The 14,822-nt window shown below is 66.8% G+C and carries 16 protein-coding genes, 1 tRNA gene and 1 pseudogene; 14 read left to right on the top strand and 4 right to left on the bottom strand.

The annotated features are described in order from the left end of the window. The first annotated feature begins 85 nt into the window (after positions 1-85). Both ACZ32T_RS15775 and ACZ32T_RS15770 read left to right on the top strand, forming a co-directional pair. A complete protein-coding gene (locus ACZ32T_RS15775; protein ID WP_467367314.1) occupies positions 86-2,353 on the top strand; it encodes a (Fe-S)-binding protein in 2,268 nt (755 codons plus the stop codon). 201 nt (positions 2,354-2,554) lie between these two features. Then, the gene (locus ACZ32T_RS15770) at positions 2,555-3,481 is read left to right on the top strand and encodes a Yip1 family protein (protein WP_467274514.1); all 927 of its coding nucleotides are present in this window, start codon (positions 2,555-2,557) and stop codon (positions 3,479-3,481) included. A 74-nt stretch (positions 3,482-3,555) separates the two neighbouring features. On the opposite strand, the gene ACZ32T_RS15765 is transcribed toward ACZ32T_RS15770, so the two are convergent. Then, on the bottom strand, positions 3,556-4,056 hold the full coding sequence (locus tag ACZ32T_RS15765) for a phosphoribosyltransferase (RefSeq protein WP_356709419.1): 501 nt from the start codon (positions 4,054-4,056) through the stop codon (positions 3,556-3,558). A 6-nt stretch (positions 4,057-4,062) separates the two neighbouring features. Beyond that, positions 4,063-4,638 carry a dCTP deaminase gene (gene dcd / locus ACZ32T_RS15760; protein WP_356709417.1) on the bottom strand — a complete coding sequence of 192 codons (576 nt, stop codon included), beginning with the start codon at positions 4,636-4,638 and terminating at the stop codon, positions 4,063-4,065. A gap of 477 nt (positions 4,639-5,115) precedes the next feature. Between dcd and ACZ32T_RS15755 the strand changes: the two genes are divergently transcribed. From ACZ32T_RS15755 to ACZ32T_RS15710, 10 genes and pseudogenes are all read left to right on the top strand, one after another. Further along, positions 5,116-5,189: transfer RNA gene (locus ACZ32T_RS15755), tRNA-Gly, on the top strand. 160 nt (positions 5,190-5,349) lie between these two features. Further along, positions 5,350-5,535 (top strand): type II toxin-antitoxin system Phd/YefM family antitoxin, encoded by a 186-nt coding sequence (locus tag ACZ32T_RS15750; protein WP_093708058.1) that lies wholly within the window; start codon positions 5,350-5,352, stop codon positions 5,533-5,535. Positions 5,536-5,563: 28 nt separating this feature from the next. Next, entirely contained in the window at positions 5,564-5,929 is a 366-nt protein-coding gene (locus ACZ32T_RS15745; RefSeq protein WP_365243019.1) for a hypothetical protein, read from the top strand. 29 nt (positions 5,930-5,958) lie between these two features. Further along, positions 5,959-6,249 (top strand): hypothetical protein, encoded by a 291-nt coding sequence (locus ACZ32T_RS15740; RefSeq protein ID WP_467272176.1) that lies wholly within the window; start codon positions 5,959-5,961, stop codon positions 6,247-6,249. A 597-nt stretch (positions 6,250-6,846) separates the two neighbouring features. Beyond that, positions 6,847-7,593 (top strand): hypothetical protein, encoded by a 747-nt coding sequence (locus ACZ32T_RS15735; RefSeq protein WP_467367312.1) that lies wholly within the window; start codon positions 6,847-6,849, stop codon positions 7,591-7,593. 127 nt (positions 7,594-7,720) lie between these two features. Next, positions 7,721-7,969 (top strand): type II toxin-antitoxin system CcdA family antitoxin, encoded by a 249-nt coding sequence (locus tag ACZ32T_RS15730; protein WP_329043579.1) that lies wholly within the window; start codon positions 7,721-7,723, stop codon positions 7,967-7,969. Further along, a complete protein-coding gene (locus ACZ32T_RS15725; RefSeq protein ID WP_467367309.1) occupies positions 7,966-8,367 on the top strand; it encodes a DNA-binding protein in 402 nt (133 codons plus the stop codon). The genes ACZ32T_RS15730 and ACZ32T_RS15725 overlap by 4 nt, the downstream gene beginning before the upstream one ends. Positions 8,368-8,703: 336 nt before the next feature. Next, positions 8,704-9,015, top strand: coding sequence for an NIPSNAP family protein (locus ACZ32T_RS15720; protein WP_147961733.1), 312 nt, complete (start codon positions 8,704-8,706; stop codon positions 9,013-9,015). Positions 9,016-9,169: 154 nt separating this feature from the next. Further along, complete coding sequence (locus tag ACZ32T_RS15715) at positions 9,170-9,517, top strand: transcriptional regulator (RefSeq protein WP_147961734.1); 348 nt, start codon at positions 9,170-9,172, stop codon at positions 9,515-9,517. Next, positions 9,514-10,184 (top strand): annotated as a pseudogene (locus tag ACZ32T_RS15710) (nucleotidyl transferase AbiEii/AbiGii toxin family protein). Before ACZ32T_RS15715 ends, ACZ32T_RS15710 begins: the two are co-directional and overlap by 4 nt. 504 nt (positions 10,185-10,688) lie before the next feature. On the opposite strand, the gene ACZ32T_RS15705 reads toward ACZ32T_RS15710, so the two are convergent. Next, the gene (locus ACZ32T_RS15705) at positions 10,689-11,807 is read right to left on the bottom strand and encodes a fatty acid desaturase family protein (RefSeq protein WP_467367307.1); all 1,119 of its coding nucleotides are present in this window, start codon (positions 11,805-11,807) and stop codon (positions 10,689-10,691) included. A 7-nt stretch (positions 11,808-11,814) separates the two neighbouring features. Continuing rightward, complete coding sequence (locus ACZ32T_RS15700; RefSeq protein ID WP_467367305.1) at positions 11,815-12,870, bottom strand: ferredoxin reductase; 1,056 nt, start codon at positions 12,868-12,870, stop codon at positions 11,815-11,817. A gap of 86 nt (positions 12,871-12,956) precedes the next feature. Between ACZ32T_RS15700 and ACZ32T_RS15695 the strand changes: the two genes are divergently transcribed. Both ACZ32T_RS15695 and ACZ32T_RS15690 read left to right on the top strand, forming a co-directional pair. Then, positions 12,957-14,096 carry a PucR family transcriptional regulator gene (locus ACZ32T_RS15695; RefSeq protein WP_467272162.1) on the top strand — a complete coding sequence of 380 codons (1,140 nt, stop codon included), beginning with the start codon at positions 12,957-12,959 and terminating at the stop codon, positions 14,094-14,096. A 76-nt stretch (positions 14,097-14,172) separates the two neighbouring features. Beyond that, complete coding sequence (locus tag ACZ32T_RS15690) at positions 14,173-14,511, top strand: thioredoxin family protein (protein ID WP_467367303.1); 339 nt, start codon at positions 14,173-14,175, stop codon at positions 14,509-14,511. The last annotated feature ends 311 nt before the right edge of the window (positions 14,512-14,822 follow it).

Genomic DNA, 14,822 nt, shown 5'->3' with positions numbered 1-14,822 from the left:
GTGTCAGCACAGACTGATTAAGTTACTGCTTAGTAATCGCATGTACGCGCTGGATCCCACCCTCGCAGGCCCGAGGAGCCCCCAAATGCAACTCGCCGCGATCATCGTGTCGCTGGTGCTGACTGTCGTCGGCGTTGCGCTCATCGCCCGAGCAGTCGCGCAGATCTACCGGTTCGTCCGTCTCGGACAGCCGGTGCCGGCAGGCAGCCGCACCGACGACCCCAAGCAGCGCACGATCACCCTGGTCAAGGAATTTCTCGGCCACACCCGGATGAACCGGTGGGGGATCGTGGGCTTCGCCCACTGGTTCGTCGCGATCGGCTTCCTGACACTGCCGCCGACGCTGCTCCAGGCGTACGGACAGCTCTTCCAGGCCGACTGGGTGCTGCCGTTCGTCGGCAGCTGGCTGCCGTTCGAGCTGTACATCGAGTTCATCGGCATCATGACCGTGCTCGGCATCGTCACGCTGATGGCCATCCGACTGCTGAACCTGCCCTCCCGGGCCGGCCGCAAGTCCCGATTCGCCGGCTCCAAGGCCTGGCAGGCGTACTTCGTCGAGTACGTCATCCTCGTCATCGGCCTGGCGATCCTGACCCTGCGCGGTCTCGAGGGCGCGATCCACCACGTCGAGGGCTACGAGGCCGCGTACTTCGTCTCGTACCCGCTCGTGCTCGCCTTCAAGGGCCTCGCGCTCGGCACCCTCCAGAACCTCATCTACTTCACCGCGATGGTGAAGATCGGCGTCTCGCTGATCTGGATGATCACGGTCTCGCTCAACACCAACATGGGCGTCGCCTGGCACCGCTTCCTCGGCTTCCCGAACATCTGGTTCAAGCGGAACGCCGACGGCGAGGTCGCTCTCGGCGCGCTGCAGCCGATGACCAGCGGCGGCAAGGAGATCGACTGGGAGGACCCGGGCGAGGACGACACCTTCGGTGTCTCCCAGGTCGAGCAGTTCTCCTGGAAGGGCATCCTCGACTTCTCCACGTGCACCGAGTGCGGCCGCTGCCAGTCGCAGTGCCCCGCCTGGAACACGGGCAAGCCGCTCTCCCCGAAGCTCCTGATCATGTCCCTGCGCGACCACGCGCACGCCAAGGCGCCGTACCTGCTGGCCGGCGGCGGCAAGGACATGGAGGGGAACGAGAAGGCCACCGAGGAGCAGCTCAAGGACGTCCCCGCGGCCGCCCTCGCGGAGGCCGAGCGCCCGCTGATCGGCACGGCCGAGGAGAACGGCGTCATCGACCCGGACGTCCTCTGGTCCTGCACCACCTGTGGTGCGTGCGTCGAGCAGTGCCCGGTCGACATCGAGCACATCGACCACATCGTCGACATGCGCCGCTACCAGGTGATGATCGAGTCCGCGTTCCCGTCCGAGGCGGGCACGATGCTCAAGAACCTGGAGAAGAAGGGCAACCCCTGGGGGCTCGCCAAGAAGCAGCGCGTCGAGTGGACCAAGGAGGTCGACTTCGAGGTCCCGATCGTCGGCAAGGACGTCGAGGACCTCAGCGAGATCGACTACCTGTACTGGGTCGGCTGCGCGGGCGCCCTCGAGGACCGGGCCAAGAAGACGACGAAGGCCTTCGCGGAGCTGCTCCACATCGCGGGCGTCAAGTTCGCGATCATGGGCGGCGACGAGAAGTGCACCGGTGACTCCGCCCGCCGCCTGGGCAACGAGCCGCTGTTCCAGCAGCTCGGCCAGGAGAACGTCGCGATGCTGAACATGGCGTTCGGTGAAGATGACGACGAGCCGGAGACGAAGAAGCCGAAGTCGTCGAAGAAGATCGTCGCGACCTGCCCGCACTGCTTCAACACCATCGCCAACGAGTACCCCCAGCTCGGCGGCGAGTACGAGGTCATCCACCACACGCAGCTGCTCCAGCACCTGGTGGACGAGGGCAAGCTGATCCCGGTGACGCCGGTCGAGGGCCTGATCACGTACCACGACCCCTGCTACCTGGGCCGTCACAACAAGATCTACACGCCTCCGCGCGAGATCATCGCGAAGGTCCCGGGTCTGCGGAACGAGGAGATGCACCGCCACAAGGAGCGCGGCTTCTGCTGCGGCGCCGGTGGTGCCCGGATGTGGATGGAGGAGCGGATCGGCAAGCGCATCAACAACGAGCGCGTCGACGAAGCCCTCTCCCTCAACCCGGACATCGTCTCCACCGCCTGCCCGTTCTGCCTCGTCATGCTGACCGACTCGGTCAACGGCAAGAAGAACGACGGCAAGGCCAAGGAGTCGATCCAGGTCGTCGACGTGTCCCAGCTGCTCCTCGAGTCGGTGAAGACACCCGCCGACCCGGCGGGCGACGCGGAGACGGCCGACCAGCCGGAACCGGAACCCGTCCAGTAGCTGTCTCCCACCACGGAAGCGGCCGGACCTGCCTCGGGGGCAGGACCGGCCGCTCCGGCGTTCCAGGGGTGCTGCCGGGCCACCCAGGGGTGGTGCGGGCCCCCCGGGGTTCCCCTAGGGGATGTCACAGCTAGGCCGCAATGGGCCCCGTGTTCCCCCGGCCCTCACACCGCACCCACACGGACCAGGTACGTTCGATGCGTGGCTGGATTCAGGATCGGACGCGGCCGGGACAACCGCACACCGCAACAACACCCGCAGCAGCAACAGCCGTACGGCGCGCAGGCATCACCGCCGCCGCACGGCGGGCAGTCGTGGCCCCCGGCAGGAGGCAACGGCGCGCCGTACGGAGGCCCCCAGGGCGCCCCGTACGGCGGCGGGCACGGCGGCAACGGACACGGGGGTGGCCAGGGGCACACAGGCGGGCACGGCGAACCGGAGTACTTCGGCGACCCGTACCAACAGCCCTCGCAGCACGACCCGTATGCCAACGCCCCGGGGCACACCCAGGCGTTCAGCATCAACGAGGACCCGTACGGCGACGGCAACACCTACCAGGCCGGCCAGGCCCCCGCACAGCCGTCGGGGCCCAGGCTCCCCTGGAAGCAGCTGCTGAGCGGCATCGTGATGCGGCCGGGCCCGACGTTCTGGCAGATGCGCGACTACCCCGTCTGGGGCCCCGCGATCGTCGTCACGTTCGTCTACGGCCTGCTCGCGCTCTTCGGCTTCGACGGGGCCCGCGACGAGGCGATCCACGCGGAGGTCTCCACGGCCGCCCCGTACGTGATCTTCACGGGCGTCGGCTTCGTCATCGGCGGACTGGTCCTCGGCGCGGTCACACACACCCTGGCCCGCCAGCTGGGCGGCACGGGCTCCTGGCAGCCGACCGTGGGCCTCTCGATGCTCATCATGTCGATCACGGACGCACCGCGCCTGGTCTTCGCCCTGTTCCTCGGCGGCGAGAACGCCCTCGTCCAGATCCTCGGCTGGATCACCTGGCTGGCCGCCGGAGCGCTGTTCACCTCGATGGTGAGCAAGTCGCACGACCTGCCGTGGCCGAAGGCGCTGGGCGCCTCCGCGATCCAGCTGATCGCGCTGCTCTCGATCATCAAGCTCGGCACGATCTGATCCGGCATGCGGAAGGGGCCCCGGTGCGGTGAACGCACCGGGGCCCCTTCCGCACGGTGTGCCGTGGCGGCGGCCTAGGAGTCGAGAACCTGGCCCTCACGGCGCACGACGGGCTTCTCGACGCTCCACGGGAAGTTGATCCACTGATCGGTCTTCTTCCACACGTACTCGCATTTCACGAGCGAATGCGGCTTCTCGTAGATGACGGCGCTGCGCACCTCGGCCACATGGTCGATGCAGAAGTCGCGGACCAGCTTCAGCGTCTTTCCGGTGTCGGCGACGTCGTCGGCGATGAGCACCTTCTTCTGCGTGAAGTCGATGGCGTTCGGCACGGGCGCGAGCATCACCGGCATTTCCAGCGTGGTCCCGACCCCGGTGTAGAACTCCACGTTCACCAGATGAATGTTCTTGCAGTCCAGGGCATACGCCAGACCACCCGCGACGAAGACCCCGCCCCGCGCGATGCTCAGCACGACATCGGGCTCGTAGCCGTCGTCGGCCACCGCCTGGGCCAGCTCACGTACGGCGTGTCCGAAGACCTCGTACGTCAGATTCTCCCGCACTTCACCAGCCATGCCGTATCACACCTGTGTCCGATGGAAATTCATGAAAGAACGCGAGGCGGTCGGCCCTCGCTGGCCCTGATAACGCGATCCGTAACGCTCGGAGCCGTACGGGAATTCGGAGGACGACGTCAGCCGGAACATGCACAGCTGCCCGATCTTCATTCCCGGCCAGAGCTTTATCGGCAACGTCGCCAGATTCGACAGCTCCAAGGTCACATGACCCGAGAAACCGGGGTCGATGAAACCTGCCGTGGAATGCGTCACCAGCCCGAGCCGGCCCAGCGAACTCTTCCCCTCCAGCCGCGACGCCAGGTCGTCCGGGAGCGAGATGACCTCGTAGGTCGACGCCAGGACGAACTCACCGGGGTGGAGGATGAACGCCTCGTCACCGTCCGGCTCGACCTGACGGGTCAGGTCCGCCTGCTCGACGGCGGGATCGATATGCGGATAGCGGTGGTTCTCGAACACCCGGAAGTAGCGGTCCAGCCGCACATCGATGCTCGAGGGCTGCACCATCGAAGCGTCGAACGGGTCAATGCGAACCCGCCCGGCATCGATCTCGGCCCGGAGGTCCTTATCTGAGAGAAGCACGCACCGAGGATACGCAGAACGCGCGAGCCGACCCCAACCGGACCGCCCCGCGCGCGCCTGCCTCCGACCTCTGCCGCTCGCTAACGCTCCTCGAACACCACGGGAACCGCCTGCCGCAACCGCGCGCAGCGCGGGCAGCGGATGAGCCGCCCGGGCCCGATCCGCCCGGACCCGAGCTGCTGCATCGGGAACGACGACGTAGCGAAAACGTGCCCTTCGGCACAGCGGACGACGGTGCGCTCCATCGACTCCATCAAGTCCCTTCCCCAACCAGCCTTGGACGAGACCGCCACATTAGGGGATGAAGGGGACGCCACTCCAGGCGGCACTCCGCCCACCCACGCTACGCCCTCAACTCCCCCCACCCGCACCCGCGTCCACCCTCCGGAACGACACACAGACCCCACGACGAACACGCCGGGGGCCTGCGATGGGGTACAGTGTGGGACGGTGCACAGCCGATCATCGGTGCGCTTCGCGGGTGTAGTTTAATGGTAGAACATGAGCTTCCCAAGCTCAGAGCGCGAGTTCGATTCTCGTCACCCGCTCCATGAAAGCCCCAGGCCAGCGGCCGGGGGCTTTTTTTGTTGCCACAAGCCCGATCAGGCACCCCGCGCCCGCTCTGCACCCGATGCGCCTGCTGGCTTCCTCCAGCCGCCGCACCCCACGGGCACATATGTCAACTATGATAGTTGCTATATGCTTCAGCACATGGAGACGAAGACGTACACAACCATCGACCTGCGCAAGGGGATGGGCGAGATCCTGGACCGGACCCGGATCGCCGGCGAGGCCGCCGCCATCACCCGCAAGGGGAAGACGGTCGCCTACCTGGTGCCGGCCGAGTGGTTCGAGCAGATGGCCCGCGAGCGCGAGGACCGACACGAGGCGGCCTGACCCACCCCCACACCAAGGAGCACGAACCATGCCCGCCCACGCACTCCATTTCGATGGGTACGAGGGGGAACCCCTGCGGTTGCCGCCCATGCCCGAACACACGCCTCAGGCACTTCGGTTGGCGATTCAGGAACACACTCCGCACCTCCTCCCGGACTTTGAGGCGCACTGGAAGCGCGTCATCGGCGACGCCTTCAACATCACGCCCGTGCCCGCCTTCATGCGCCTGTGGTGGACGCAGTACGCCATCGCCAGGGATCCCGTCCTCGACTCGCACCTTCGCGACCTCGAAGCCCGCGCCGCCAAGTCCGAGGACCCCGAGGAGTCCATCCGGCTCCTGGAGGAGTACAGCCGCCTCCGGCACGAAGCCGCTGAGAGGAAGCCCGGAGAGTGACCGACGCACCACTCCGGCCGCCTTGGCAAATGGACTGGACGAAGCAGGCGCAGCACGACTTCCAGAACATGCCTGTCGAAGGCAGTGATCTGATCATGAGCGCCCGTGCGGAACTGATCACGACCGAAGACCCGTACTTCCGGGGGATCGACGCCGATGCCTCGCTCCCGCACTGGATGACCGTCCGGCCTCTGGCCTCTACAAGCCCCGGCGGCCCCCACATCGTGGACCTGGCCGGCGGACGCGGCTGGCTCATCTACACCTTCATGCGGCGCCACGCCGACCCCCAGATCGTGGTCACCGAAGCCTTCTGGGCCTGACGTCTGCGCCACCGGAGCATCTGCAGCACAGGTGGTCCCGTTCCGTTTTCCGCCAGCCGCTCCAGCACAGAACCTCAGGCTGATGACCCGCCGTCGACGTGCCCCATCCGTGCCCAGCAGAGCGGACAACAGCGGTCAGGTACGGCTCCCCGAGACCGTAGCTATACACCTCGTCCAGCGCGAAAGTGCAGCTCAAAGCCCCTTCGACGGTCCAAGCACCGTTGATTCCCAAGCTCAGAGCGCGAGTTCGATTCTCGTCACCCGCTCCAAGAAAAGCCCCAGGCCAGCGGCCGGGGGCTTCTTTGTTGTCTGGACCAGTTCAGGTATCTCGTGCCATGTCCGTGCCAGATGCCTGGTCATCCGCCTCTTCACGCCGTGCTCGCACGCGCTGGTCGAGGCCGGCCACAACCTCGCGCTGCCGCTCCAGGCGAGAAAGGCCAACAGAACGACGGCCCGCATGCCCGCTTCCGACGTGGCGGCCCCTTCAGCACGCCTGCCCGTGGTCAGCTCCGGGCCCGCCTGGCACAGACGGCGACGTCCGTCCGCACCGCCGTGGACCATGAGAATTGCATCCGCCGTCTGGTCTAGGTTTTGCCTGTGAACCACAGCTGTTCCAACGGCGGCGCACCCCGCGAGCCCGACTTGCCGCCTTACCAGATAGTCCTGTCGGAAACTGATTGGGGTTCGCTCGAGACGCCTTTCGGGAACGGTGAGGACCTCCCCGAGGTCCTCACACGGCTGCTGACACCCGACCCCAGGGCCCAGGTCAACGCTCTGTCAGAGCTAGGTGAGATGGTCGGCCACCAGAACACCATCTACGAAGCCACCGCTCCCGTCGCCATGTATGTCGCCGGCATCCTCACCCACCCGGCGGCTACGACCCCCCGGCCCTATCGCAAGGCCCCCATCCGCGCGGCACTGTTGAACTGGTTGGTTTCCACGGCTTACGACGCCTCCGACGAGGTTGCGAGCCGCACGGAGCAGTACTTCCCTGGCTTCCTGGCCCCCGACACCGTCGTGGCGTCCTTCCGGGACCTGCGCCCGATGCTCTACCAGGCGGTCTCGCCCTTCCTCCGAGACAGCCATGAGGACGTGCGCGAAGCCGCCGTTATCGCCGCGCTCATCCTCGCCGAGCACCCCGCGCTCGCCGAACACCGCGATCACCTCGCCGTGCACGCGCGCGCCATCCTGGACACCAGCGGCGACGACCCCAACCGGCGTGTTGCCCGGAGGGCGCTCGAAGCGTGGGGCCACGACGCCCCCGACTCCGAGCCTTTCCTGGAGGAGTCCTGGGCCTGGGGGCCGCACGGTGATGGCCGCAGCTATCTCGAACCGCCCTTCTGACCGATACGCGCATGGTCGGCGGGCTCGTACTCCCGGCACCGGAAACCGCACTCTCCGGTCGCGAAACCTTGACCAGAAGGATCGGTGCCGCAAAAAGCCTGCACGCATACTCCAGTATGCTTACCGCATGTCCTCAACGACTCGCATCACCGTCACGCTCCCCAGCGACCAGGTGGCGGAACTCCGCAAGCTCACGGACAACGTCTCCGGCTATGTAGCGGAAGCCGTGGCCCGCCAGATCCGGCACCAACTGCTGGGCGACGACCTTCGCCGGCACGAGGAGGAGCATGGAGGCTTCAGCGACGAGGAGCTCGCCGAGGCCCACTCGAAGATCTTCGGCGCCACCAACTCCTCCAAGGGCGCGGACGCCGCGTGAGCGAGCGCATCGAAACCGTTGTCCTGGACTCGGAAGGACTCTCCGCCTGGGTCGCGCAGGACCGCAAGCTCCTCGCGATGCTTCAGGTCTTCCACGACATGGGAGCCGACCTGGTGATCGGGGCGAACACCATCGTGGAAGTATCCCACCCCCGTACCAACATGCCCCGCCTGAACTGGGCCCTGTCCCGCATCAAGGTGGAGCCGGTCACCGAGCAGGCGGCGAAAGCGGCAGCGGAGCTGCTCAAAGGCGCCGGGCTGCACGGGCGCAAGTACGCCATCGACGCCACGGTCGCCGAGGTCGCGCTCCGCCAGCCGAAACCCGTCGCCCTCCTGACGTCCGACAGCGATGACATGACCAAGCTCTGCGGCAACCAAGTCCGCATCGTCCCCCTCTGACCAGTCGGCCCGCCCGGAGCACGCGTCGCACTGCCAGCTCTCGTGCCCCATCCGTGCCCAGCAGAGCGGACAACAGCGGTCAGATACGGCTCCCAGAGACCGGGAGCCATCCACCTACCCAATCCGAAACCGCAGGTCAGAGCCCCTCCAACAGCGTAAGAACCGTTGATTCCCAAGCTCAGAGCGCGAGTTCGATTCTCGTCACCCGCTCCATGAAAGAGCCCCAGGCCAGCGGCCCGGGGCTTCTTTGCGCCTGGGGGGCCATATCCGTGCTGGATGCCCTCGCCACCGGCCTGATCGTACGGGTGCCCGTCCGTGACACGGCATCATGCAAGCGTGATCACCATTCATCTCAAGTACGAGATCGACGCTGACAAGCTTGAGGACTTCGAGGAGTACGGTCGCCGCTGGGTCCGGCTCGTCAACCGGTTCGGCGGGACGCACCACGGCTACTTCCTGCCGAGTGAGAGCGACAGCGACATTGCCTACGCCCTGTTCTCTTTCCCCAGTCTTGCCGCGTACGAGCAGTACCGCTCCGACAGCATGTCCGACTCGGAGTGCCAGCAAGCGTTCGACCTGGCTCGTGAGACCCGCTGCATCAAGCGCTACGAGCGCCGGTTTCTCAGGCCGCTCGACGACCTGTCCTAGGCCGGCAGGAGGCATGCCGCGCGATCACACCGAGCAGCGGCCCACTGCAATGGCTCCGGCATCCCGGTGCGTATCCGCGATGTGCGCACCAGCCCGCCAGGAGGTCGGCCACCATGCAGGTCGCCCCGGTGGCCTCTCCCTGGATAATCGGGGTATGGCCTCACAGCCCAGCCTTTCCGATCTCCGCCGTGCCAAGTTTGCCCGGCGCGCACCCGCGGCGCTCTCCGAGCTCGCCGGCCCCGAGCACGGCACAGTGAGCCTGCCACTCCACCTGGCGTGGTCGGGACTGACCACTTTCGACCTCGATCAGCCCCGGTTGCGGATGAGCTACTACCGCATCGTGCTGGCCGAGGGCCAGCACGATGATCTGGTCCGGTATCTCAATCGCGGCCTCCTCGTCAGCTTGTGGCCCACACTGCGCACGCTGATCAGCCGTGATGTCCGTGAAGTCTGGGAACGCGCCTTCGACGAGTTGGCTCACAGCGCCCAGGCCGCAGCGTGAACCTCACCGACCTGCACCGTCGCTTGCTTGCAGACGTGCTTGCTGTAGGCGGTGCATACCCTCTGGCGCTTACCGGTGGTTACGCGGTCCAAGCGCACGGCCTGGTCGACCGGCTCAGCCAGGACCTCGACGTCGCGACCGAGAACCCCGAGCGCATGGAGGACATTGCGACTGCCGTGCGCATCGGCTTGGAGCAGCGCGGGTGGCAGGTCAGCGCTCTGGAAACAGACCCGCTTCCGCGCGCCTGATCGTCACCGATCCCACCAGCCGTGAAGAGTGCGAAGTCGACATCCTCAAGGAAGCCCTCTGACGACCGCCTGTGCACACCGAGCACGGCTTGGTGCTGTCACTCGAAGATGTCGTCGGAACCAAGGGCCGCGCGCTGTCCGACCGCGGGCTCGCCAGCGACCTGATCGACGTTCAGGCCGCAGCGAACCACTGGAGTCACGTCGAACTCGAAGAGCTCGGACGGCGCCATGCCCGCGACTCCTTCGACCTGAGCGAGCTGCAAGCTCGACTGGACGGAGCCGACTGGATCGACGACACGGAATTCGCCGCCTACGGACTCAACGAGCAAGCAATCACCAGGCTGCGGCAGTGGGCACAGACATGGGCCGGCGACATCGGCGAACGACTCCAGGAGCAGGAGGCTCCGCACGAAGACTGAGGGCCGCACACAGACCGGACGTGCTCGGCAGGATGCACCTCATGCTGTTCAGCCCACAACGACCGTGCCCCATCCGTGCCCTTCGGAGCGGACAACAGCGGTCAAGCACAGCGCCCAGAGACCACGCAAGCCTCGACCGACCCAGGCAAACATGCAGGTCAGAGCCGTTAGAGCCGTTCAAGAACCGTTGATTCCCAAGCTCAAAGCGCAAGTTCGATTCTCGTCACCCGCTCCATGAAAGAGCCCAAGGCCAGCCGCCGGGGGCTTTCTTGTCGGCCCGGAGCATCGTCCGGATGTCGCCGACCGGCTTCGGTCGCCAGCCGGGCCGGGGCGTACATCAGCTCAGAAGGGGGCCTACCGCGCCGCCCCCGGCCGTGCTTGTACCAGCGACCTGCTCACACCAAGTCGTAGTCCACCTCGCCGCCCTTCTCATCTGCCGTGGGTTCGTCGTAGAACCGGAGAGAAGCTCCCACTCAGTTGCCGGCTCGAGGTGAGGCCGGGGGGTCAGGCGGCGATGAGGTCCTGCTCACGGTCCGGCGTTCCGACCTTGGGCTGCTTGTCCGGCAGCGCGAGCCGGAAGACCTTGTGCCACGCGGAGAACACCTGCTTGGGCAGCGGGCCGGTGACGTACTCCAGCTCGTACTTCTCGAAAAGCGCGCGCACCTTCACCGCGACCTCGGCGTACCGGTTGCTCGGCAGGTCCGGGAACAGGTGGTGCTCGATCTGGTGCGACAGGTTGCCGGTCATGAAGTGCATGGCCTTGCTGCCGCTGATGTTCGCCGAGCCCATCATCTGGCGTAGGTACCACTGGCCGCGCGTCTCGTCCCTGATCGACCGGCGCTCGAAGACCTGTACGCCCTCGGGGAAATGCCCGCACATGATCACCGAGTGGGTCCAGATGTTGCGGACCAGATTCGCGGTGAACGTGGCGGCGAGTGTGGTGGGGAATGAAGGGCCCGACAGCAACGGGTGGATCACGTAGTCCTTGAGCACCTGCTTGCGGATCTTACGACCCACGGCCTTGGCCCGCGCGCGGAACTCCGGGTTCTTGCGGCGGCGCTTGGTGAGGTTCTTGCCGAGCTCCAGGTCGTACGCTGCGATGCCGTACTCGAAGAAACAGGCGTTGAGGAAGTTCCACAGCGGCTGGCCGAGGTGGAAGGGGTGCCACTTCTGGTCTTCGTCGACGCGCATGATGCCGTAGCCGAGGTCGTTGTCCTTGCCGATCACGTTGGTGTACGTGTGGTGCAGCTCGTTGTGCGAGTGCTTCCACTGATCGGACGGCGAGACGTGATCCCACTCCCAGGTGGTGGAGTGGATCTTCGGGTCTCGCATCCAGTCCCACTGGCCGTGCAGGACGTTGTGACCGATCTCCATGTTGTCCATGATCTTCGCCACGGACAGCCCGGCGGTGCCGAGCAACCACGCGGGCGGGAAGAACGAGAACAGCAGCACACCCCTGCTGACCAGCTCGAGCTTGCGCTGCGCCGAGATGACCTTACGGATGTAGGCGGCGTCTTTCTCACCGCGGTCGGCGATCACCTCGTCGCGGATCGCGTCCAGTTCGCGGCCCAGCTCCTCGATCTGCTCCGCGGTCAGGTGGGCGGTGGGGTCGATGGCGGTCAAGGTGCTCCTACCGTTCAATGTCACAGGGGCCCGCCGCGGCGGACACGCAGGTTTGGATGAGGACGCCCGGCTCGGCCTCGGTGATCTCGCCGGTGCGCAGGTCGCGGACAACACCGGCCTTGAGCGGCGTGACGCAGCCGAAGCAGATGCCCATGCGGCACCCGGAGGGCATGAGCACGCCGGCCTCCTCGCCGATGTCGAGCAACGGCGTGGCGCCGTCCGCGACGATGGTCTTGCCGCTGGCGCTGAACGTGACCTCACCGCCGTCGCCGGCGACGACGATGCTGGGGCGGAACCGTTCGGTGTGCAGGCGTTCTCGGACACCTTGCTCGGTCCAGTGCCCTTCGGCGGCGTCGAGCAGGCCTGCGGGCCCGCAGGCCCAGGTCTCGCGCTCGGCCCAGTCGGGCACGAGTTCTTGGAGACGCGTGATGTCGAGCTTGCCGTCCGTGTCGGTGTGCACTTCGGTGAGCCGGAGCTTCTTGTCCGCGACCAGGCCGTGCAGTTCCTTGCGGAAGATCACGTCCTGAGGCTGTGGCGCGCAGTGGACCATGACGATGTCGTCGAGTTCGATGTCGCGCAGCATGCCCATCACGGGCGTGATGCCGCTGCCCGCCGTCAGGTAGAGCACCTTGGCAGGCTTGGCCTGCGGCAGGACGAAGTCACCGGTCGGCTGGTCGAGCTGGATCAGCGTGCCCGGTTTCGCCCTGCGGACCAGGTGGTTGCTGACCTTGCCGTCCGGGATCGCCTTCACGGTGATCGTGACGCGGCCGTCCCGGCGGTTTGTCGGCGAGGTGATGGAGTAGGCACGCCACAGGCGCACTCCGTCGACGTCGACCCCGATCCTCACGTACTGGCCGGCTGTGTGGCCGCGCCAGCCCCGCCCTGGCCTGATCACGACAGTCGCGGTGTCATCGGTCTCGGGGTGCACGGCCTCGATGCGCCCACACAGGTCAGCGCCCGCACGCAGCGGGCTGATCAGGTCGAGGTAGTCCGATGGCAGCAGCGGCGTCGTGACCATCTCCAGCAGTTTCCACGCCCTACTGCGGAGGGCTCCACTCGTCATGACTCCAGCTTGCTGCGCCTTCAGGCGTAAAGTCCTGACCACAGGACGTAAATCTGGTCGACTGAATTGTTCGCAGGGAACAAAAAGTGAGCTATGCAATACGGAGGGCCAGCGAACTGACCCTGGACGAAACAACGGTCACCGCCCTTCGGGCCGCACTGAAGACCACCGCCGACGAAGTCGTCCAGGCGATCATCGACGAGGTTCCTCCCTACGCCCATGCTCTTTCGGGCCGCATGGGCGCCACCATCCGCAGAGCCGTCCGTACCGCCCTGGGGCACTACCTGGACCTTGCGAGCGGAAACGCCACAGGCGGCGACGCCGGTGACGCCGCCTACGAGCTGGGCCGCGGTGAGGTGCGCGACGGCCGTTCGATGGACGCCCTGCTCAGCGCCTACCGCGTCGGCGCCCGAGTCGCCTGGCGCTGTCTGGCAGCGGGTGCCGTACCCGCAGGTCTGCCAGCCGCCGAAGTCGCGAAGTTCGCCGAGCTGACCTTCGCCTACATCGATGAGCTCTCCGCCGCGAGCGCCGCGGGCCACGCCGACGAACTGGCCGCCCGGGGCAGAGCCCACGAGCGCCACCTGGAACACCTGGCCCGCGACCTCCTCGCCGGCGCGAGCCCGGACGTGCTGCTGGCCTCCGGCCAACGGGCCAGGTGGCAGCCTCCGGTGTCGCTGACCGCCGTCCTGCTGCCCGCCGCCCAGGCCCGGCCTGCCTACCGGACACTCGACCCGAGCACCCTCGTCCTCGACGATCTGCCGGATGCCACCGGTGTGCTCCTCGTCCCCGATGCCGACCGATCGCGTCTCCTGCGGCAGCTGACCGACCGAGCCGCCGTGGTCGGCCCGGCCCGGCCTTGGACTCATGCGTCCGCCTCGTACGCACGAGCCCTACGCGCGCGCTCCCTTTCCTCCGACATTCGCGACACCGAGGACCACCTGCCCGAGCTGGTGCTCAGCGCCGACGTGGACGCGTTCGCAGACCTGCGCGCCCGAGCCCTCGCACCGTTGCAGACCTTGCCTGCCGCAACCGCACGACGGCTGGAGGAGACGTTGCGAGCGTGGCTGCTGCACCAGGGCAGGCGGGACGAGGCCGCGGCGGCATTGTTCGTCCATCCCCAGACTGTTCGATACCGGATGTCGCAGTTGCGCGAGCTGTTTCCCGATCTCGCATCGCCACAACGGGTCCTCGAACTGACGCTGGCGGTCGGCCTCCGGGTCAGCTGACGCGTCACCCGGCTACCGCCGCGTCCGCGAGCGTCCATGATGGGACGGAGTACGAAACGTGAGGTCAGGAGCTCCCATGACAAAGCTGGTTCACCGACCTCATGAGGACGCGGAGTTCGATTTCATCCTCGGGAGAAGCAAGGTTCCGGTTCTCGCATACTTCACCGGGGCATGGCCCAAGGCGATCGAGTCCTGTCGGGTGATGGATTCCGTCATGGTCGACATCGCCGCCGCCTACACGAGCCGCCTGGCGGTCGTCCGCACCGACGTCACGCGTTGCCCGGCGGCGACCGCGCGATACGGGATCACCGGAGCCCCGTCCTGCCTCCTGCTGAAGGAGGGAGCGGCGGTGGCGCACGGCACGGGACCTATGACCATCGACGAGGTACGGAAGTTCCTGGACGGTCACATCTGAGTGGCCGCTGCGGCGCCCGGACCGCCGCTTCTCGTCGCGTTCGAAGCGGACGCGGGCGGGTTGGCAGCCCATCTCCCGCCTCACCACCGCAGGGCGGTCCGAGCTCAGCAACTCGCAGCAGACGTGCTCGGTGCCCTCGACCGGGATGACCGCCTCGACCCGTCCGTCGTCACCGCCGGCGGTCGCGGGGGCGCCGAAGGCCCTCACCACCGCAAGGGCGACGTCGCCGAGCAAGCGCCGTCATTCCCGGGCAGAAAGGCGGACGGTGGCTGTGCCGATATGGCAGCGGGCCTTGAAGTCGTCGAGACAGG

The sequence above is a fragment of the Streptomyces sp. NPDC023573 genome, assembly GCF_055559735.1.
Note: the sequence above shows the minus strand (reverse complement) of the source record. Positions and strands in the feature narration are given on the sequence as shown.